The organism is Acinetobacter sp. TWP2-2-3 (genome assembly GCF_049896445.1).
Taxonomy (GTDB): Bacteria; Pseudomonadota; Gammaproteobacteria; order Pseudomonadales; family Moraxellaceae; genus Acinetobacter.
On record NZ_JAFCUI010000002.1, the window covers coordinates 362,848 to 383,670 of the forward strand.

Consider the following 20,823-nt stretch of genomic DNA (forward strand, 5'->3'; position numbering starts at 1 on the left):
AAATCAAACGGACTTTATCATAGGCTTACAATTGAAATTCAATTCCAGAATTCTTGATATTTTGAGACCCAATACAATTTGGTTTTTATGTCGTAGCTACCATCGGGATTCAGGGAAATGAGGTAATGAATCTCTTTACCTTGACTACGGTTGCCTTTACCTTCAGAAACTTGGTACTTATATTTTTCTACTTCTTGAGGAAGAGTTAGTACAATACGGTTCCATGCTGTGGCTGGGATTTTTGCTACACCTTCCTGTTGCGCTGCCATTATAGCGAGTCTTTTTTTTGCTGCCTCTTCTCCTTGAGCATAACGTAGTTCTTCAGGAACACCATATCCTTTTTTTATTTGCTCTTCATAAGTCAACCAAGGGGCATATTCAATAATAATTTGTTCAGGCACATAACCTTCAGGAGATACTTTACAAGTGTTATCTGTAGTTAAATATTTAGTTTTTCTTTTTACAGGCATATTTCCATCGCTATCATAAAAATTACGACACAATGGCTAATTGTTTTTAAAAACAAAGTTATGCTCAAAGTCGGATGGCCCTACAACAAAAGTGATACTATTCTTCATAAGCGGTGCCGTTGCTTGACAGCCAGTTAATAAGCAGATAACACAGATTACTAGATATTTTATTTTCATTAGTTTGCTCCTAGGTTTAAATCTAGATTAAATTTTAATGCTGTTCCGTAATTGGCTTTGATCTAGTTAAAATAATTTATGATTTGAATTAATTTTTTAAATGTTGTTATTATATAAATATTAATTAAACAGATGATTATTTTTTTTAATTATAAAAGATATCTATTATTTTAAATAGATATCTTTTATGCGAATTATTATAATATTATTTCCTGAAATTTAAAAAATATAATTTCCCCTGATTTTAACTCAATTTTTATATACTTTAATTTCCCTTTAATTCAACTAATGCGAAGGAGCTAGATTGCGGAAAATATGCTTAAGACTGTGTAGCATTTTTTCAATTTGCAACGGTGTTAAACCATCGAAAGATTGCTCTAGTACAACAACGCTAAGATCATTAATCTTTTTAATCATTTGCTGACCTTTTTCGGTTAATAATACTCGGGTAATTCGTGCATCATCCTCACAGGAATAAGTATGTACTAATCCCTCATCTTTTAGGCGATAGATGATTTTAGTAGTGGTCGACATCTTATAAATCAACATGTCAGATAAATCAGAAATACTCGCTCTATTTTTAAATTTTAATGCCAGCAAAATACGTCTGCGAGAATTGTCTAAACCGTATTTCTTTAAGGCATAGTCAACATTTTGCACATATTGGGTATGCACTTGACTAATCCAATGATAGGGTGAATCTTCTAAATTAAAATCTGTAGGAATGGATAAAAATTTACTGTACTTTTTTGTCATGGCCTCAACTCTTCTATATGTTAGGGTCTTTTTAATTTGTTTAAAAAATGCATTTTATTTCAAAATATTTACTATCCTATTATAAGGTTATGAATCTTATCTTCAGTACGTCTTCACCTCCTATTTAACTTCTTTTTAAGACGAACCCTCTAATTCTTTTTTGCTTCTTCGAGCCTCTTTTTATAAAAGAACTAGAGAGCCAAAATTTCAGTCACATTTTTTTTTATTTATCTATTGTTATTATGCGAACTGATTAAATCATCTTAATGATTAAATGATCCATCACAAAAAATACCATTTTCAATTAAGAAATACTTAAATATTTGTTCCGGTTAGCATTTTTTTATTTCGGAAAATTCATCTTTCTTTTTGCCTTAACTTTAATTCATTAAGCTTAAGATAGTTTTGTAAGTCTTTTTAAAGCATATTAAGATATTGTTTTATATTGATATTTAATATTTTAATTTTTTTATACTTTAAAAGTATAAAAATTATCTTCATGAAAAATAGAAGAAAAATAAACTATCTTTTAGATTCCGCAATAGACATTTTGTGTGATTGTGTAAAATTTTTTTAAACTTTTTAGTTCAGCTTAATTCTCGATTAAAAAGAAATTTAACTAGAGAAATCACTAAATTGGATCTTGAACTCAAAACTTATAATCAAAAAATTAATGGAAGAAGAATCGGAATTGTGCATGTATTTGGTAGTGTGAAAGCTTTCAAAATATTTACTGAGCACGAGCAGAATAATGGGAAAAGACCCGATTTAAGATTTAATTTCTGGCATCTAAAATTTGTAACTTAGTAAAAAACAACTTATGAAAGGGCGTTAATAAAAAATATGAAATTTCCCTTAAGATTTATCTTATATAGTTTTTAGCGAATAAAAAGTGAATGATGTGACATCCATGTCACAAGATATCTACCAGATTTAAGCTATTTAATTTCTAAGATGAGAAGCTTAAATCTTCTGAATAAACAGCTCACGATCAAAACGGTACTGAGGGAAGAATACTCCATCTTCGGCACGTTCACCTGCACCAATTACCATGACCGGATACTGTTCATCATTTAATTTCAGAATTTCACGAACCATCGGCTCATCAAAACCTTCCATCATACAGCTATCAAAACCATAAGCACGTAAAGCTAAGACCAGATTTTCACAAGCAAGTGCCGTTGTTTTGGTCGCCCACAGTTTCGCATCAGCCGGGCTGAAAGCAGACACTGGCATTTGTTTATCCAATGTACGGGCAACTTTGAAAGCCACTTTCTTAAAGTTACCAAAAGCATTCAGATAACCAGTCTTATAGTTGTAAGGAATATATTTATAGTATTTCTTAATTGCAGGCGGTGCTTCAGGAAATGGAAATTCATTCACATTACGTTTCGCCATTTCATCGATACGGTCGGTACGTGCGATACAGACAATTAGCTCAGAAGCTGTTTTGGCTGCCAGTTGACTCATACAGGCTTTTACCAAACGCTTTTTCTTGCCCGGATTTTGTACCACATAAAAAGTCCAAGGCTGTAAGTTCGACGAATTCGGTGCCAACAACGACAAATCCAGACAGGCATCCAGAACTTCAACGGGAATTGGCTTTTTGGTAAATTTACGCACCGAACGTCGGCTTTCAATCACCTTACGAAAATTATCGACATCTATATCTTGAGGTGCAGGTTCGTAATAACGTTTCTTTTCTGGATTTGAACTATCTGTTGTTTGGGAAGAGGTTTGGGAGTCTTGATTTGGCATACTTCAGATTCTTGGAAAAATAAAAGATTGAGGCAGTCTAAACCACCTCATTGAACTCATAAGTTTGAAAATTAGTTGAATTGTGTGAAATCAGGTTTCCGTTTTTGCATAAAGGCTTGAACCGCTTCCAGCATTTCTGGCGAGCCGACACGCTGCATGAAAATTTCTGCTTCATGGTCAATCCATTCTACAATTTCATTCACATTGTGTTTCATCAAGGCTTTGGATTGCACCAGTGATGCCAATGGCAGGGCAGAGAGCTGGGCAGCTTGTGCTGCTGCTTTAGTGTAAACATCTTCTTCAATGCTATTCACCAGACCTGCATCGAGTGCTTTTTCGCTATTGAATTTTTGCGCAGTCAGCAATAATTCAGCTGCTTTATGATAACCCGCTTGCTGAATCAACAGCTTACTTGAAGCGCCTTCAGGCGATAAACCCAGACTGACGAATGGAATCTGGAACAGGGCAGTATTGTCACTATAGACCAGATCACAATGCAGTAAGATCGTCACGCCAATGCCGATCGCAACACCACGCACCGCAGCAATCAAAGGCTTGGAAAATTTTGCGGCAGATTTCAGTAAAACAAACGGCGGGCCTTCAGCAGCGGGTGCTTGACCTTTCTTCGCAGCAGATTTCATAAAATCCTGCATATCATTGCCCGCACTAAAGTCTGCATCCTGACCACGCAATACAACTACACGAACTTCAGGCGCCTGATCTGCTTCATCTAAGGCTTTCGCAATCCATAAATAAAGCTCGCTATATAACGCATTTTTCGCTTCCGGGCGATTGATGGCTAAAGTGAGTACACCATGTTCTAAATTCGCATTCAAATGCTCATGAGGTTGTTGAATACAGCTCAGTGTCATCGTACTATCCTTGCTTTAAAACTTAATTTGATTTTATGGGAATGATTATGTCGCATATTTATTGGGACAGCACAACTCATGAGTCATAAAAAACTGATCCCTTATGAACTATACATTTGATTATCTGGTTTTCATTGGCCGCTTTCAGCCTTTTCATCTGGCACACATGCAAACGATTAACATTGCCCTGCAGCACAGTCAGAATGTGATTTTAGCGCTTGGTTCTGCACAAAATGAACGCAATATCAAGAATCCATTTTTGGCTTCGGAGCGTGAAGCCATGATCCTGTCAAATTTCAGTCCTGAAGATCGAGCTCGGATCAAATTTGTAGAAGTCATAGATGTTTATAATGATGAAAAATGGCAAAAACTGGTGAAATCGCTGGTGAATCAGGTTATTGAACCGGATGCCAAAATCGGACTAATTGGGCATTTTAAAGATGATTCTTCTTATTATTTAAAGTTTTTCCCAGAATGGGAAATGGTCGAACTTGACAGCCTGGAAGATGCCTTATCCGCTACGCCGATGCGTGAAGCTTATTATCGTGGCGAAATTCAACGAGATAAATTTCCACAAGGCACGATTGATTTTCTAGAGAATTTCCAAAAAACCACGACCTATCAGCAACTCAGTGAAAAATTTGCCCAGAATGATAAAACCAATCTGCTTTAAAAGTATCAGGTTGTTATGGGGTGATTCATGGTCGTTTGAGCATGCTGTTTCAAACATTCCCCAAGGATTTCTAGAGCAGGAGACTGTTCTTTCCAGTGATGCCAATACAAGGGTACTTCAATTCGCATCTCACTTGAAAGTTCAAGCAGTCGACCTGACTCCAGCAAATCCCTGGTTTGATAGTCCGGCAGCCAGCCATAGCCTAGACCCATGACAATCGCATCAAAAAATGCGTGGGTCGATGGAATAAAAAAGTGAGGATATTGAGCAAGGTTCAGGCCAAATTCGTGCTGAATAAATTGGGTATGGAGTTGGTCTTTTTCATTAAAAATAATGGCAGGGGCAAGGCGTAGCGCATCCCGATGTACGCCTTGATGAAACCAGTTTCGGGAAAACTTAGGGGTGGCAACCAGACGATACTGCATCTGTCCGATCAATTCGGCCCGGCAACCTTTCATTGCCTTGGCTTCAGTACTCAAACAGGCATTGACGAGACCTGCTTCTAACAGATGATGAGTTTGAGATTGATCATCTACCTGAAAATGCAGCACAATTTTATGCTGGATCAGCTGGGCTTGTAAGGTGGGTAATAGCCAGGTCGCGAGTGAATCAGCATTGGTGGCAATATTCAGACAATAGAAACCTTCATGTTGCAGCTGTCCACCCAAATCTTGCATCAAATTCTGTTCTAGCAAACGTTGATGCTGTAAATAATGCAATAAAGTTTGCCCGGATTGGGTCACGCGGCAAGGCCGATCTCTGACCAGAAGCAATTGTCCCAATTTTTTTTCCAGACTTTGAACACGAAGGGTCACTGCCGAAGCAGTAATATTTAGCTGCTCGGCAGCCAGATCGAAACTTCCCGTTTTTGCAACTGCATAAAAAGCATCACATTGTTTCGCATTCAGCATTTCTATTATCTAAAAATAATTTAGTTAAATTGATATTAACTTAGTTTTAATTAATCGCACTCATTTTGTTCAATAATTCATTTATTCGAAAAAGGGGGAATGTGATGTTCAGTTATATGATGAGTGGTTTTGCTGTGGGAATGAGCCTGATTGTCAGTATCGGTGCACAGAATGCTTTTGTATTAAAACAAGGTTTAAAACAGCAGCATGTGTTTTGGGTCTGTGTGATTTGTGCCTTATCTGATTCCATTTTAATTCTGCTTGGCGTACTGGGCTTTGCGCGCGTCATTGAACATTATCCGGATATTGTTATATTTTCTAAATATATTGGCGCAGGATTCCTATTTTATTATGGTTTACGCCATGCGATCAGCGCATTTAAATCAACCGAGGTCTTGGCACCAAGTGGTCAGCTCACAGAGCATTTTCTACAAGTACTGATGATCTGCCTGGCTTTTACCTGGCTGAATCCGCATGTTTACTTAGACACAGTCATATTGATTGGATCAATTTCAACCCAATACGCCTTAGGAAAATGGTGGTTTGCTTTAGGTGCTGTCTGTGCTTCCTGGTTTTTTTTCTTTAGTTTGGGATATGGAGCAAAAATACTGACGCCTTGGTTTCAACATCCAAAAGCATGGAAAATACTGGATGCTATTATTGCATGTACCATGTGGGGCGTCGCGGTGTCATTAATACTCAGTATTTGATTTAGGCTACGGAAGTGGATAGATCGGTTAAGAGTTGTCTAAACGTGTCATTTTAGATAGTGATCAAGAATAGGCAGCGCAGAAAACAACTCTTTTCATTACTACGAGCACATGGATATTTCCAATATAAATTGAGCTTAAAATCAACGATCTGTCTTATATAAAAATTTATAAAATCAGAATTTTATAAGATGAAAACAGTCTCCTGCTAGGCTAGCAGGGCCACTTATTAGAGAAAAATCAAAGCAAGTATTTTGTCCGTTAGTCATGAATGATTTTACAAAAACTTCAATAAACTGGTATAAAAAGAACGAAAACCTGTTCGTTCAAAAAACAAGAAAATTTAGTTTCAGATTAAGCCGTGTACTTAAATCCGATCAATAAGAAATTAAACAAGGTGGATTTAAAATTGAAAACAATAATAAAAACTGGGCTCCTTAGCCTAGCGATCTGTTTAGCTTTGACTAGTCAGTCTTTTGCAAGATCATGGACCTTAACTCCCAAAAGTGATGTCGGTTTTGAGATTAAGTCGATGGGTCTTACTGTAGTTAAAGCCAAGTTCAATCAGGTTCAATCTACGATGCAGTTTGATGCTAAAGCACCGCAAAATGCCTCAACCCATTTGGTCATGGATGTAGAAAGTTTAAGCTTTAGTAAGCCGCTATTTAAACATATGATTTTGGGCGAAGACCTGTTTTATGTAGAAAAATATAAGACTGTAATTTTTAAAAGTATCCAGTTTAAAGATCTAGGCAATGGCAAATACAATGTTTTAGGTCATTTAACCCTGCGTGGTGTGACCAAGCCAGTGATTTTCGAAACAACCTTTAAACCCAGTATGTCGAATGCCAAGCTGCTTGATGTTCAGGCATCTGCCGTGATTAACCGTAGGGATTTTGGTATGAAAAAAGGAATTGCCGGGGTAGGAGATAAAGTGAATCTTCATCTATCAGGACAGTGTGAAATGAACTAGGGGAAATATAAAATACTTGATTATACAAATGTTATCGTAAAAAAAAGCCCGAATGTTTCGAGCTTCTATTCATACACAAGCATACAATTAAGCAGCTTGCAAAGCTTTTAAATCTTCCAAAACTTGTTCTGCATGACCTGCTGCTTTGACCTTACGGTATTCTTTGACCAGTTGGCCTTTATGGAAAATAAAAGTTGAACGCTCAATGCCCATCACTTGTTTGCCATACATGTTCTTTTCTTTAATCACATCAAAATGATGACACAAAATTTCTTCTTTATCGCTGATCAGATTGATACTCAAATTCTGCTTTTCAGTAAAGTTCTGATGGGCTTTTACCGAATCACGGGATACGCCAAGAATTGTGGTGTTCAAAGCATCGAACTGATCTTTTAAACAGGAAAAGCCAACTGCCTGAGTGGTGCAGCCCGGCGTAGAATCTTTAGGATAAAAATAAATCACCAGCCATTCTGTATTTAACTGGGTTAAATTGATTTCGCCTGTCGTCGCAGGAAAATTCTGGTCAAGCAAACTAATTTCAGACATAAAAACTCCTGTTTTCTTTAAATTTTTTCAAAAAAATAAGCCACATTATAGTGGCTTATTTTATCAAAGAATAATCAGATCTTATTTCTTTGGTGCCGCTTGAGCTGATTTCATTGCTTCTTCAGTCAAAGTTTTCAGTTTGCCTGTTAACTGTGGACCAAAGCATGCTTGAAGATCTTTATTCTGCTTCTGTACAAAAGCTAAAGTGCCTGGGCTTTTCTTCTGGTTAATAGTGCTTTGAATTTCCCATTTTTGTGCATTGGTTAATTTGCCATCTGCTTCAATAGCACAACCACAATATTTGCTGACTTCAGCAGATGTCAATTTTTTGCTTTTGCCAGTTTCATTTTTACAAACATTGATCAATGCAGATTTTACATTGGTGCTTTTATAAGCTTGTTGTAATTTGTCATCAGCCGCTTGAGCTGTAGTTGCGAACATAGCAGCAGCTGAAACAATTGCTGAAAGCACGATGCTTGATTTTAAATTCTTCATAAACTCTACCTTGTTATTACGGTATATAACGTGTCGGGTCTTCAACACCTGCGTCCGCAAAACCCTGTTTACGTAAACGACAACTGTCGCATTTGCCACAGGCACGTCCTTGGTCATCTGCTTGATAGCATGACACCGTTTGACTGTAGTCTACGCCATGTTCAATACCTAAGCGAATGATATTTGCTTTGGATAAATGTAACAAAGGTGTTTCAAATTTGAGCGCCTGACCCTCTACGCCAACCTTAGTCGCAAGGCGTGCCATGTTGGCAAATGCGTCAATAAATTCCGGACGGCAATCCGGATAACCGGAGTAATCAACCGCATTAATTCCGATCACAATCGCTTCAGCTTCGAACACTTCAGCTGCTGCTAAGGCGTAAGACAAGAAGATAGTATTACGTGCCGGAACATAGGTAATCGGAATGCCAGCCTGTTCATGGTCGGGCACCTCAATACTATGATCGGTAAGGGCTGAGCCACCCAGATTACCCAGATCAATATTGATCACTCTATGTTCCACACCCGCACGTTGCGTTAAAGCTTTTGCTGCATCCAGCTCGGTCGTTGAACGCTGACCATATCGAAAACTGAGTGCGATACATTCATAGCGTGCCTGTGCCCAAGCCAGACATGTTGTTGAGTCTAATCCGCCAGATAACAGGACAATGGCACGAGGGCGCATAAGCTGATTCTCCAAAAAAATACTTTACAAAAAATTAACGACCAGTTTCATCATTCCATAACAACTTGTGTAGCTGTAACTGGAAACGAACAGGGAGATGGTCTTCTAAAATCCACTGAGCCAAATCACGTGCCAGTGGTGGTAACTGAACTGCACCTTTTTCGACCGCAAATGCAGGCGAAAACCAAACTGTACTCACTTTGTCTTGAAGTTGGTACAGTTCTAACTGCTGCTTTGACCATTCATAATCTTCACGATTGCATATCACAAACTTGATTTGATCATGTGCAGTTAAATGATCGAGATTAGAAAGCAAATTCCGTGCAACTTCACCTGAAGTTGGTGTTTTTAAATCGAGGACTTTGGAAACACGTGAATCCACTTTGGACACATCTAGAGCCCCACTGGTTTCAAGTGAAACCTGACATCCTAAATCTGCCAGTCGCTGCATCAGGGGCAGGGCATTGGGCTGTGCCAGAGGTTCACCACCGGTCACACAGACGTAAGGCGTTTTAAAATCAAGCGTAGTCTGGATAATATCGTCTAGAGACTGACGCTCACCACCTTCAAAGGAATAGGTGGTATCACAATAGCTACAACGCAATGGGCAACCGGTTAAACGGATAAATACTGTTGGCAGTCCTGCGGCATTGGCTTCACCTTGCAATGAATAGAAAATCTCCGTAATGCGTAAACCCGCAGACGGATCAGAGACAGGAATTGCGGAAGATCGAAGCGTATTCATAACAAAACTAACCAATGAAAAATAAATAACCGGGTATAAAAATAAAAATCCCTACGATTATTACTAATCGTAGAGACGAGGAGCGATTGAAGCTCCAAGGAACACGAATGTGTCCTCTAAGTTAAGACATCTTAGTCTTCGCGTAATAGATCGTTCAGACTTGTTTTAGAACGAGTTTGTGCATCAACTTTTTTTACGATAATGGCAGCATATAAGCTGTAAGTACCACATTTAGATGGAAGGCTACCTGCAACAACGACAGAACCTGCTGGTACGCGACCATAATGGATTTCGCCAGTGGCACGGTCATAAATCTTGGTTGATTGACCAATGAATACGCCCATTGAAATCACAGAACCTTCTTCAACGATTACGCCTTCAACGATTTCAGAACGTGCACCGATAAAGCAGTTATCTTCAATAATGGTTGGATTCGCTTGAAGCGGTTCAAGCACACCACCAATACCTACACCACCTGACAAGTGAACATTTTTACCGATTTGTGCACATGAACCTACAGTTGCCCAGGTATCAACCATCGTGCCTTCATCTACATAAGCACCAATGTTGACATAAGAAGGCATCAAGATCACGCCTTTAGCCTGGAAAGAACCTTTACGTGCAACAGCAGGCGGTACAACACGTACGCCAGCAGCCTTGAATTGTTCTTCAGTCCAACCTGAGAATTTAGTCTCTACTTTGTCATAGAAACGAAGATCACAAGCTTCCATTGGTTTGTTGTCGTTTAATTTAAATGATAACAATACCGCTTTTTTAATCCATTGATGAACAACCCATTCACCATCGATTTTTTCAGCAACACGTAAAGTACCATTGTCTAGACCAGCAATTACTTCCTCTACTGCTTGACGAATTTCAGCAGAGCAATCTGCAGCTGTAAAATTCGCACGGTCTTCAAACGCTTGTTCAATGATTGTTGAAAGCTGCGACATGATCTTCCTTCCAGAAAAAAATTTTCTAGATTTTACACTATATTGCAGGAAAAATAGTTGAAAGCACTAAAAATAGATGAAAAATAACCAAAAGTGTAGAAAGCGTGAAATTATTAAAGTGATAAGTATACTTTTTCATTATGTTGAAATGTAGGAGAAGTGTTAGAAAACACTTGGTTCTCAACAAGAAAAATTAATTTGTATCAAAAAATAACAAAAGATGAGCAAAATGCGAATAAAAAATATTTTTTAAGTCCTTTATATTGAGCCTATCACGAATAACTAATGATCAAAATAAGTTCTTTTGAGGAGAGAAATAATGAAAGCTTTATATCAACTTTTAGCAGTATCCGTTCTAGCTGCCACAGCTGGATCTGTCATGGCTGCTGATGAAACAATCGTAACAGATGAAGGCGTTGCTGAATTCTCTTTCTTTAAACCAGCTTCTGTTCGTGCTGAAGTCGGTACTACCGGTTATGGTGGTGCAATTTCCTGGAGTGCTAACCCATATGTAGGTGTCACTCTAGGTTATAACGGTGGAGACATTTCCTGGTCTGATGATTTATCAATCAATGGTTCTGATTATGACTTGGATATGGACAATAACCTGACTTACTTGAATGCTGAAATTCGTCCTTGGGCAAACTGGTTCTATATGGCAGCTGGTGTAGCTTATGTAGATAATCAATATGATATCGATCGTCGAGTTCGTTCTGGTGAAACCTTCTCCGTAAATGATGTTGAATTCCGAGCAAATGGAGATGCACGTATTAGTGGTGACCTATCTTATAAAAATAATATTGCACCATACCTAGGTATTGGTTTCTCTCCAGCAATTACTAATCGTTGGGGTGTGTTTGGTGAAATTGGTGCTTACTACAATGGAAATCCAACAGTTAACTTAACTTCAAGTGGAGTTGCTACTCCTACAAATCCTGGAGTCATTGCTGACTTTAACCAACAAGTTCAGCTGGAAGAAGACGATATTCGTAATGACAACGAATATAAGTGGCTACCAGTAGCGAAACTGGGTGTAAGCTTCCGCTTCTAAGTTTTAGTCTTATAAAAAACGGGCTTCGGCCCGTTTTTTATATTTTTAGAACAATTTTAAAAGTGATAACCCAGTTTCAAGCCTAGGATCCAGACACTGTTATCAGAAACTGCGGATAAGCCTGCAATCTGTGGCGTAATAGATTCGGATGAGGAAATTTCAGGTTGTTGAAACTTTAAATAATATAGTCCTGTAGCAATATCCCAGGTTTCTTGAATTTTATAAAGATGACCTAGTCCAATGCCCCAATAGCCATCACTCGGATTCAGGGTTGAAGCCGGATTTCCTGTACCAGAATCCCATAAAAGTTCGATCGAATTTATGCCAAAAGTTGGCCATTGATGAGCAAGTCCGATTTTTCCAGACCATTGATCCTTACGATAATCAATCATTCTAAAAGATTTTACTTCAGGGAACTGTAAGGCCGCATAGTCAATTACAGCGCCAAATTTAGGCGGCTGGATCACGAAATTTTGCCAGTTTGACCAACGCAGCGTGCCATAGAGCGCATTTTGATCAGTTAAAGCTGTCTGAAAATCCAAGTTCACAGACTGTGGAGTTTGAATTTCTGTATAAGGTGCTGGATTTGTACCTACAATAATGGATTCAGTGGTTTTATTGTGATGAGTAATTGCAGAACGATAGGTCAGTGCGGTTCTAAAAAAATATTCAGGAATCTGATAACTGATTCCTGCAAGCCAGCCCCAAGCGGGATCTCGTTCAAATGTGGCTCGATAACCATTGAATATATAAAATGTCTGCCCGGATAAATATAAATTTCCCTCTAAGCTTTGATAACTTAGCCCTGTATAAAAATTCCAGTTATCGTTTGGTTGAAAGCCAATTAATGAGGTCAAATTATGGCTCTCAAACTGAATAGTAGCAGCCTCAATTGGAAGCGCTGCACCTGCAAAAACAGGATCATAATGATAAGCGATATCTATAGAATAAGGCTGATCGTAAATCAGTCCCCACGACACTTGAGGATTCAACTGGAATTTTAATGCGGCATTGGAAACCCATTGGTTATGGGTAAGATTTCCTGTAGAAAAATCGGTGATGCCTAATTGTTGCAGCTCTTCGGTATGTTGTACCTGACCACTGATATCAGGGCGAACCCAGGCCAATGAAACTTCAGCATAATGATTTTTTTCAAAAAACGATTGGATGCTTTGGTTAGATTGTTCAAACGCTGCTGCATAACCTGACCCGGAGAAAAACAAGCCCATGGAGAAAAGAGCAAATTTATTATTGATCATCTTGGTATAATTCAATTTATTATGCACGTGATTATGCTTGATATTTATATTCTTTATCCACTCAAAAAATAAAAAAGAGGCCATGTAGCCTCTTTGATTAAAAACTTAAAATAGTGCACTTTATTCGTCTGGATAAGCCACTTTTTTCAGTGCCTTAATATCTGCGTCTGGGGAACAGAGTGAAATAAACTCGTAGCCATAACCTCGCAGTAAATGACCTTTACGCACTGCAATCCAAGTGGTATTTATGCCGAAAATATCGGTTTTAATCTGCTTTAAGCGGTAATCACGCTCCGGGTCATAGGCCACATCGTTGACAATGCCGACACCCATATTCATTTCTACATAGGTCTTGATGACATCGGCATCAAGTGCGGACATCACAATATCCACATCAAAACCAGCTTCTTCAAAGGCGGTATCAATCTTGGAGCGACCGGTAAGACCACCGTGATAGGTAATAATCGGGTAGTGCGCCAGATCTTCGATGAGCACGTGTTCCTTACTTGCCAGTGGATGATTCTGCGGGGTAATAATACTGTGTTGCCAGTTATAGTAAGGCACGCTGGCCAGATTATCTTCAGTGGTGAGTGCTTCGGTCGCAATACCGATATCGGCTTGTCCTTGCAGCAGCATTTCCGTGATTTCAACCGGGCTGGCCTGTTGCAGAATCAAATGAACTTTAGGGAATTCTTTTTTGAATTGGCTGACAATTGGTGGCAACACATAACGCGCCTGGGTATGCGTCGTGGCAATCGTCAATGTGCCTTCATCGACTTTATTGAAATCATCGGCCAGACGTTTGATATTGTCGGCATCGACCAGCATGCGTTCCACAATGCCTAAAAGTGCCTGACCTGGTTCGGTTAAGCCCAGTAGGCGTTTACCTTTACGGATAAATAGCTGTACTCCCAGTTCATCTTCCAGATCTTTAATGTGCTTACTTACCCCAGACTGTGAAGTATAAAGCGCAGCGGAAGCTTCAGTTAAATTAAAGTTTTGTCTAACCGTTTCTCGTATAATTCTTAATTGTTGGAAATTCATAATTCTCTTACCCTAGAAGAGGATGGGGCATTTTAAAGCCCCATCTTTTGATCTTAAGCGACCTGGTTTTCAAATAAATGCAAATTCACCGCACTTAACCAAACAGTTTGATTTGGGCGGAATTGATGCGCTCTCGCTTCATCAGGCGTCAGTAAAATTTCAATCAGATTGCCTTGACGGTCATTTAGCTCAGCAACTACTTTACCCGCGATCCATAATTCACGAATGAAGGTCGCCTGAATGGCATTGTCGTGTGGCTGTGCATGGATGCGTAGTTCATCTGGACGTGCGAATAAAATCACTTCACCTTGAGCGGCATTTTTTGCACCCTCGAATTGAATACGGTCTTCACCGAGCTGGATGATGCCTGCATTGTTTTGACCTTCAAAACGATTCGCCTGACCTAAGAAGTCGAATACAAATGGGGTTTTCGGTGTTTCATAGACTTCACGTGGTGAACCAATTTGTTCAACATTGCCCTTGTTCATCACCACGATTTGATCTGCAACTTCAAGCGCTTCTTCCTGATCGTGTGTTACGAAAATAGAAGTAATATGCAATTCGTCATGCAGGGTGCGTAACCAGCGACGCAGCTCCTTACGGACTTTGGCATCCAGTGCACCGAAAGGTTCATCCAGTAACAATACGCGCGGTTCAACTGCCAAAGCACGTGCCAAGGCAATACGCTGGCGCTGACCACCAGAAAGTTGAGCTGGATATCGGTCAGCCAGGAAACCAAGCTGAACCAAGTCGAGCAAACGAGTCACACGTTTCTTGATTTCTGCTTCCGATGGACGGGTTTTACGCGGACGAACACGCAAACCAAAGGCAATATTGTCAAATACCGTCATATGGCGGAATAGGGCATAGTGCTGGAATACAAAGCCAACTTCACGCTCACGCACATGTACATTGGTGGCATCCTGACCTTCTAAAATCACCTGACCGCCATCCGCAGATTCCAGACCGGCAATAATCCGTAGCAAAGTGGTTTTACCACAGCCGGATGGGCCAAGAAGTGCGACCAGTTGACCATCTGGGAAATCCAGCGAAATGTTTTTTAGTGCGTGGAATGCACCAAAGTGTTTTTCAATATTTTGTACTTGAATACTCATGTGGGCATTCCTTAAGAAACTGTTGAATCTTCATTACGTTTGTCTTGTTTTTCCTGGCGCAGTTCCACCCATGTTTTTAAAATCAGGGTCACAATTGCGAGGAGAGCCAGAAGCGAAGACACGGCAAACGCAGCACTAAAGGTATATTCGTTATAAAGAATTTCGACGTGTAGCGGCAAGGTATTGGTTTCACCACGGATATGGCCGGAAACCACCGACACCGCACCAAATTCACCCATGGCCCGCGCATTACACAGAATCACGCCATAGATCAGACCCCATTTGATATTGGGCAGGGTCACTTTCCAGAAAGTCTGCCAGCCAGATGCACCGAGTACAATCGCAGCTTCTTCTTCTTCGGTTCCTTGTGCTTCCATTAACGGAATTAGCTCACGCGCAACAAAAGGTACCGTAATAAAGATAGTCGCTAGGACAATCGCAGGCACTGCATAAAGGATCTTGATATCGTGATCCATCAGCCAAGAACCCATCCAGCCTTGGGTACCGAAAATCAGCACCAGCATCATACCCGCGATCACAGGTGAAACCGAGAAGGGGAGATCAATAATGGTCGTCAGGAATGATTTACCTGGAAAGTTAAACTTCGCCACAGACCAGGCTGCCGCAACACCAAATACGACGTTGAGCGGTACCGCGATTGCAGCTGTCAGCAAGGTAAGTTTCACTGCCGACAAGGTATCTGGATGCACCAGTGCCTGTGTATAAACGCCAACCCCTTGTTTAAACGCTTCAACAAAAACCAGAATCAAGGGCAGAATCAAGCAGCTTAAAAAGAAGATTAAGGCAATAGTGAGCAGTGTATAGCGTACCCAAGTTGGCTCACGGGTTGCATCACGGGATTGCAACTTTTCAGCCAGCGCATTGCTGTTGGTATTTAAACTCATCGCGCAGTTCTCCCGGTACGACGGCTAGCCCATGCCTGTAATAAGTTAATCAGGAATAGCATCACGAAGGAAATCAGTAGCATGACGACAGCAATCGTGGTTGCACCGGCATAGTCATATTCTTCTAGGCGAGAAATAATCATTAAGGGTGCAATTTCCGTTTCAAAAGGCTGGTTACCAGCAATAAAGATCACTGAACCATATTCACCGACACCACGAGCAAAGGCTAAAGCGAAGCCAGTGATCAGCGCAGGCAGCAGAATTGGGAAAATCACTTTGGTCACAATCTGAAAACGGTTGGCACCCAATGCAGATGCAGCTTCTTCCAGTTCGGTTTCCAGATCGCTAAGGACTGGCTGAACCGTACGCACTACAAAAGGCAGACCAATAAAGATCAATGCCAGTGTAATACCAATCGGGGTATAAGCGACTTGAATGCCAATCGGTTCTAAATATTGACCAATCCAGCCGGTCGGTGCATATAAAGAGGTCAGGGCAATACCCGCAACCGCAGTGGGTAAGGCAAAAGGCAAATCTACCAGGGCATCGACAATACGTTTGCCCGGAAAGCTGTAACGTACCAGACACCACGCCAGTAACAGGCCAAACACTACATTGACCAGTGCAGCGACAATGGCCGCGGTGAAACTTAACTGCAATGATTTCAAGATACGTTCAGAGCTCAGGATTTCCCATAAGCCATCCCAGCCAATGCCCAGTGATTTAATAAAAACAGCTGACAGCGGGATTAAAACGATTAATGACAAATACGCTAGGGTAAAGCCTAGAGAAAGACCAAATCCTGGCAGCACTCGGGATCGCTGCGACATGATTACTCCTCAGAAGAGAGAAAGCTGATTGAAGTCAATCAGCTAAAATAAAAAAAAAATTTGGGCACAAGCATAATTTGCAGCGACTAAAATGCAAATTTAAAATAACACTTGCTCTCATCAACTTTGCTGATATGGGGCATAGTGTTTTCTGAAATCAAATAGTGTTCAATTTCAGGAAAAGGGCCAAAACCAGAAGCGACATTGACATGACCGACTGCACCCAGATTAATTGGTTTGATTTTCCAGGTTTGGGCCAGTATGTGGGCATCTTCAAAACTTAACCAGGGATCATTTTCACTGATCAATAACGTGGTGGGCACCTGAAGCTTGAGCTGTTGAAAATAGGTGCTGTAATCAGTCTGACTGTCGCGCGAAAAACCATTTTCCCCAAATCGTGCCGGATTAGCTGGTGCCACCAATAGCAGATTTTTTACTTTTGCATTGAGTTCGGGATGTTGGGCAAGGGCCGCAATACTGGTCAGACAGCCAAAGCTGTGTGCGACAATCTGAACCTCTGCTGGAATGGCTTGCAGAGTTTTGACAAATTCTGCTACCCAGATATCCAGTACCGGATGATTCCAGTCCTTTTGCTGCACACGGGAGCATCGCATCAGCCGGTGCTGTAAGCAGGTTTGCCAGTGGTTGTATTCACTGCCACCTACACCAGGAACGATAAGCGTATGAATCATGTCGATGCTCCTATATCAATCAGCTTGGAAAATTATTTCGCGCTGTTGGCTTTAACGATCTGGTCAAATACACCACCATTTTCAAAGTGGGCTTTTTGTACCTTGTTCCAGCCGCCAAATTCCTGATCAATCGTCACCAGTTTTAGTGGTTTGAACACATGCTTATATTTTTTTAAAGCGGCTTCACTACGTGGACGATAATAATGTTTGCCTGCCAGGTCTTGACCCAATGGTGAATACAGGAAGTTCAAATAGCCTTGAGCCAAGTGCTGGTTGCCTTTTTTCTTGGCATTTTTTTCTACAATCGCCACCGGTGGCTCAGCGAGAATAGACAGAGAAGGAGTAATAATTTCAAATTTTCCCGGCTGTTCGCGAAGGGCCAAATGTGCTTCGTTTTCCCAAGCGAGTAAAACATCCCCGATGCCGCGTTCAGCAAAAGTCGTGGTTGAGCCACGTGCCCCAGAATCCAGCACTTTGGTATTTTTATAAATTTTACGGACAAATTCTTGCGCAGTCTTATCATTACCGCCCGCCTGATGTTTGGCCCAAGCCCAAGCCGCCAGATAATTCCAGCGAGCCCCACCTGAGGTTTTTGGATTTGGGGTAATGATTGCTACACCCGGTTTGACCAGATCACCCCAATCTTTAATTGCTTTAGGATTGCCTTTACGTACCAGAAAAACGATGGTTGAAGTATAAGGCGTCGAGTTTTGCGGCAATTTCTTCTGCCAGTCCGCAGGTAATAGTTTTGCTTTTTCTGCCAGCACATCAATATCGGCTGCCAGTGCCAGCGTGACCACATCCGCATCCAGACCATCAATCACTGAACGTGCCTGTTTGCCTGAACCGCCATGTGATTGCTTGAAATTGATTTTTTGTCCGGTACGGCTTTCCCAGTATTTGCCAAAATTCTTATTTACATCTTCATACAGTTCACGGGTCGGATCGTAGGATACATTGAGAAAATCACGTGCTGTTGCACCGAAAGAGGTTGCCGAGATAACAGCTGCTAAAACCCCAAGTTTTAATGTGTTTGAAATGCTCATCTGGACTGAATCTCTGATATGTTCTGTAACATAAGCGCAGAATAAACTTATTCTTTATGCATAAAAAATAATTAAAAATGAATTTTATATGAAAAAAAGAGATAAATAAGCTCTTAAGTGTTTGAAATAAGAATGGCCTTATGAATCAAGGCCATAATGAACTGCATTTAAAGTATTATTTTGCGTGATTGGCTTTGACAATCTGATCAAACACACCGCCATTGTCAAAATGCTGTTTCTGAACCTTGGTCCAGCCACCAAATTCTTTATCAATGGTGACCAGTTTTAAGGACTTGAATACGGTACTGTATTGCTTTAATACATTCGCATTACGTGGACGGTAAAAGTTTTTCGCCGCCACAGTCTGTCCAGCAGGTGAATAGAGGTAATTTAAATAGGCTTTGGCCAGATGTTCATTACCATCTTTCTTGGCATTTTTTTCTAAGATTGCCACGGGTGGTTCAGCCAGAATAGACAGAGAAGGAGTAATGATTTCAAATTTTCCCGGCTGTTCGCGGACGGCCAAATGTGCTTCATTTTCCCAAGCCAGTAATACATCCCCAATCCCGCGTTCAGCGAAAGTCGTGGTAGCACCACGTGCACCCGAATCCAGTACTTTGGTTTGTTTGTAGATTTGACGGACAAAGTCTTGTGCTTTGGCATCATTGCCACCTTTCTGGTGTTTGGCCCACGCCCAGGCAGCCAGATAATTCCAGCGTGCACCACCTGAAGTTTTTGGGTTCGGGGTAATAATGTCTACGCCCGGTTTAACCAGATCTCCCCAGTCTTTGATTCCTTTTGGATTGCCTTTACGTACCAAAAACACAATCGTCGAAGTATAAGGCGTCGAGTTTTGCGGCAATTTCTTCTGCCAGTCTTTCGGCAGCAAACCGCGCTCTGCAATTTCATCAATATCTGCCGCCAGTGCCAGTGTCACGACATCTGCATCCAGACCATCAATCACCGCACGTGCCTGTTTGCCTGAACCGCCATGCGACTGTTTATAATTGACTTCCTGGCCAGTGGTTTTTTTCCAGTAAGCACTGAATTCTTTATTAAAGTTGTCGTACAATTCGCGAGTCGGGTCATAAGACACGTTCAGGAAATCTTTTGCTGAAACGCTTAAGGCGCTTGCTGAAAGTAGCGCTGCCAGTACCCCAATTTTTAATTTACGCGTGTTCATTTTTTGCCTCAAGTTTTTTAGCTTTTGTTAGATGAGGCAAGAATAGCTTGAGATTTTTTGCATAAAAAATAATTAAAAAAGAATTGGATGTGAGTAAAAAAGATATATAGGTGAAGCCTGAATCTGACTGCTCAATTTTTCATTTTAGAGGCTGCAAAATATGCTGTATTTAAAAAATGCCCAACAGGTCAGCCAGATAGATGTGCTGGATCGTGGCTTTCATTATGGTGATGGCTGTTTTACCACGGCCCGGATTCGGCATAACCGGATTGAATTATATGATCGTCATCTGGCACGTTTGCACATTAGCAATCAGAAATTAAGCCTGAATGCCAATCTTGATCTGATTGCAGAAAGCTTACAGATTTTACGTGCATCAGAACATGAACTGAATGGCACATTGAAAATCGTGCTGAGTCGTGGAATTGGTCAGCGCGGTTATAGCTTGCCGGATCATCCTGCAGATCTCTGGCTATTTTATTATCCTCAAACCGTACAGGATTTTAAGTTTGAGCAGATTCAAAGTGGCATTTTACAGCAGGCATTAGGACTGACGATGCCGAGTCTGGTAGGGCTAAAAACCTTAAACCGTCTAGAGCAGGTTTTGCTGAAACAGGAAGCAGATCAAAGCGGCTGGCCTGAGGCCCTGGTGACAGATGTACAGGGCGGTGTTGTCGAAGGGGTAAGCAGTAATTGTTTCATTCGTATAAACAATACATGGATTACGCCGGAACTTCGTTATAATGGCGTCTTCGGTGTCATGCGTGCAGAAATTCTACAACGTATGCAAGATCAGGGAATTAGCTGTCAGCAACGCTGTATCGATATGGATGAAATCAACCATATTCAAAGCCTGTTTTTCTGCAATGCACTCAGCCCGATGAAAATTGTCACGCAATTTGAGCAGCGAACCTTGGATGGCGATGCTTGTATTGAAATTTTTAACCGTCTTCGATTGAACCAGATGTCTTAAT

General features: G+C 40.7%; 22 protein-coding genes and 1 pseudogene. 5 read left to right on the forward strand and 18 right to left on the reverse strand.

Going from position 1 to position 20,823, the window contains the following annotated elements:
* Window positions 1–38 precede the first annotated feature (38 nt).
* The 4 genes and pseudogenes from ACP7AK_RS05130 to ACP7AK_RS05145 form a co-directional block, all read right to left on the reverse strand.
* Window positions 39–647 (reverse strand): annotated as a pseudogene (locus ACP7AK_RS05130) (hypothetical protein).
* Between the two features lie 285 nt (window positions 648–932).
* Window positions 933–1,403: a MarR family winged helix-turn-helix transcriptional regulator gene (locus tag ACP7AK_RS05135; protein WP_085064150.1), complete on the reverse strand. Its 471-nt coding sequence runs from the start codon at window positions 1,401–1,403 to the stop codon at window positions 933–935.
* A gap of 963 nt (window positions 1,404–2,366) precedes the next feature.
* Window positions 2,367–3,161 (reverse strand): nitroreductase family protein, encoded by a 795-nt coding sequence (locus ACP7AK_RS05140; RefSeq protein ID WP_005106427.1) that lies wholly within the window; start codon window positions 3,159–3,161, stop codon window positions 2,367–2,369.
* A gap of 71 nt (window positions 3,162–3,232) precedes the next feature.
* Entirely contained in the window at window positions 3,233–4,033 is an 801-nt protein-coding gene (locus ACP7AK_RS05145; protein WP_004731699.1) for an enoyl-CoA hydratase-related protein, read from the reverse strand.
* Between the two features lie 103 nt (window positions 4,034–4,136).
* Between ACP7AK_RS05145 and ACP7AK_RS05150 the strand changes: the two genes are divergently transcribed.
* Window positions 4,137–4,706, forward strand: a complete 570-nt coding sequence (locus ACP7AK_RS05150) for a nicotinate-nicotinamide nucleotide adenylyltransferase (protein ID WP_425878907.1) — start codon at window positions 4,137–4,139, stop codon at window positions 4,704–4,706.
* A 5-nt stretch (window positions 4,707–4,711) separates the two neighbouring features.
* On the opposite strand, the gene ACP7AK_RS05155 is transcribed toward ACP7AK_RS05150, so the two are convergent.
* Window positions 4,712–5,617 carry a LysR family transcriptional regulator ArgP gene (locus ACP7AK_RS05155; RefSeq protein ID WP_425878909.1) on the reverse strand — a complete coding sequence of 302 codons (906 nt, stop codon included), beginning with the start codon at window positions 5,615–5,617 and terminating at the stop codon, window positions 4,712–4,714.
* Between the two features lie 104 nt (window positions 5,618–5,721).
* Here ACP7AK_RS05155 and ACP7AK_RS05160 point away from each other — a divergent pair, with 104 nt between their 5' ends.
* Entirely contained in the window at window positions 5,722–6,327 is a 606-nt protein-coding gene (locus ACP7AK_RS05160) for a LysE/ArgO family amino acid transporter (RefSeq protein ID WP_004645643.1), read from the forward strand.
* Window positions 6,328–6,736: 409 nt separating this feature from the next.
* Window positions 6,737–7,300, forward strand: coding sequence for a YceI family protein (locus ACP7AK_RS05165; protein WP_076754925.1), 564 nt, complete (start codon window positions 6,737–6,739; stop codon window positions 7,298–7,300).
* Window positions 7,301–7,387: 87 nt separating this feature from the next.
* Here ACP7AK_RS05165 and ACP7AK_RS05170 read toward each other — a convergent pair whose 3' ends face one another.
* From ACP7AK_RS05170 to dapD, 5 genes are all read right to left on the reverse strand, one after another.
* Window positions 7,388–7,846 carry a peroxiredoxin gene (locus ACP7AK_RS05170; RefSeq protein ID WP_425878912.1) on the reverse strand — a complete coding sequence of 153 codons (459 nt, stop codon included), beginning with the start codon at window positions 7,844–7,846 and terminating at the stop codon, window positions 7,388–7,390.
* An 81-nt stretch (window positions 7,847–7,927) separates the two neighbouring features.
* Window positions 7,928–8,341, reverse strand: a complete 414-nt coding sequence (locus ACP7AK_RS05175) for a hypothetical protein (RefSeq protein WP_004645640.1) — start codon at window positions 8,339–8,341, stop codon at window positions 7,928–7,930.
* A gap of 16 nt (window positions 8,342–8,357) precedes the next feature.
* Window positions 8,358–9,026, reverse strand: coding sequence for a 7-cyano-7-deazaguanine synthase QueC (gene queC / locus ACP7AK_RS05180; RefSeq protein ID WP_005097579.1), 669 nt, complete (start codon window positions 9,024–9,026; stop codon window positions 8,358–8,360).
* Window positions 9,027–9,060: 34 nt separating this feature from the next.
* Window positions 9,061–9,771: a 7-carboxy-7-deazaguanine synthase QueE gene (gene queE / locus ACP7AK_RS05185; RefSeq protein ID WP_071850385.1), complete on the reverse strand. Its 711-nt coding sequence runs from the start codon at window positions 9,769–9,771 to the stop codon at window positions 9,061–9,063.
* 131 nt (window positions 9,772–9,902) lie between these two features.
* Window positions 9,903–10,724, reverse strand: a complete 822-nt coding sequence (dapD, locus tag ACP7AK_RS05190; protein WP_004645637.1) for a 2,3,4,5-tetrahydropyridine-2,6-dicarboxylate N-succinyltransferase — start codon at window positions 10,722–10,724, stop codon at window positions 9,903–9,905.
* A gap of 319 nt (window positions 10,725–11,043) precedes the next feature.
* Between dapD and carO the strand changes: the two genes are divergently transcribed.
* The gene (gene carO / locus ACP7AK_RS05195) at window positions 11,044–11,775 is read left to right on the forward strand and encodes an ornithine uptake porin CarO (RefSeq protein WP_425878916.1); all 732 of its coding nucleotides are present in this window, start codon (window positions 11,044–11,046) and stop codon (window positions 11,773–11,775) included.
* A 56-nt stretch (window positions 11,776–11,831) separates the two neighbouring features.
* Here carO and ACP7AK_RS05200 read toward each other — a convergent pair whose 3' ends face one another.
* The 8 genes from ACP7AK_RS05200 to ACP7AK_RS05235 form a co-directional block, all read right to left on the reverse strand.
* Window positions 11,832–13,061, reverse strand: coding sequence for an OmpP1/FadL family transporter (locus ACP7AK_RS05200; RefSeq protein WP_425878970.1), 1,230 nt, complete (start codon window positions 13,059–13,061; stop codon window positions 11,832–11,834).
* Window positions 13,062–13,154: 93 nt separating this feature from the next.
* Window positions 13,155–14,078 carry a CysB family HTH-type transcriptional regulator gene (locus tag ACP7AK_RS05205; protein WP_253138087.1) on the reverse strand — a complete coding sequence of 308 codons (924 nt, stop codon included), beginning with the start codon at window positions 14,076–14,078 and terminating at the stop codon, window positions 13,155–13,157.
* A 53-nt stretch (window positions 14,079–14,131) separates the two neighbouring features.
* A complete protein-coding gene (locus ACP7AK_RS05210; protein WP_004645633.1) occupies window positions 14,132–15,193 on the reverse strand; it encodes a sulfate/molybdate ABC transporter ATP-binding protein in 1,062 nt (353 codons plus the stop codon).
* An 11-nt stretch (window positions 15,194–15,204) separates the two neighbouring features.
* Window positions 15,205–16,098, reverse strand: a complete 894-nt coding sequence (gene cysW, locus ACP7AK_RS05215; protein ID WP_004279077.1) for a sulfate ABC transporter permease subunit CysW — start codon at window positions 16,096–16,098, stop codon at window positions 15,205–15,207.
* Entirely contained in the window at window positions 16,095–16,928 is an 834-nt protein-coding gene (cysT, locus tag ACP7AK_RS05220) for a sulfate ABC transporter permease subunit CysT (RefSeq protein WP_004279076.1), read from the reverse strand. The genes cysW and cysT overlap by 4 nt, the downstream gene beginning before the upstream one ends.
* A gap of 86 nt (window positions 16,929–17,014) precedes the next feature.
* Window positions 17,015–17,620 (reverse strand): RBBP9/YdeN family alpha/beta hydrolase, encoded by a 606-nt coding sequence (locus ACP7AK_RS05225; RefSeq protein ID WP_005247530.1) that lies wholly within the window; start codon window positions 17,618–17,620, stop codon window positions 17,015–17,017.
* Between the two features lie 32 nt (window positions 17,621–17,652).
* The gene (locus ACP7AK_RS05230; RefSeq protein ID WP_253145546.1) at window positions 17,653–18,666 is read right to left on the reverse strand and encodes a sulfate ABC transporter substrate-binding protein; all 1,014 of its coding nucleotides are present in this window, start codon (window positions 18,664–18,666) and stop codon (window positions 17,653–17,655) included.
* 175 nt (window positions 18,667–18,841) lie between these two features.
* Window positions 18,842–19,849: a sulfate ABC transporter substrate-binding protein gene (locus tag ACP7AK_RS05235; protein WP_425878920.1), complete on the reverse strand. Its 1,008-nt coding sequence runs from the start codon at window positions 19,847–19,849 to the stop codon at window positions 18,842–18,844.
* Window positions 19,850–20,009: 160 nt separating this feature from the next.
* Between ACP7AK_RS05235 and pabC the strand changes: the two genes are divergently transcribed.
* Window positions 20,010–20,822 (forward strand): aminodeoxychorismate lyase, encoded by an 813-nt coding sequence (gene pabC / locus ACP7AK_RS05240; protein WP_005247525.1) that lies wholly within the window; start codon window positions 20,010–20,012, stop codon window positions 20,820–20,822.
* The last annotated feature ends 1 nt before the right edge of the window (window position 20,823 follow it).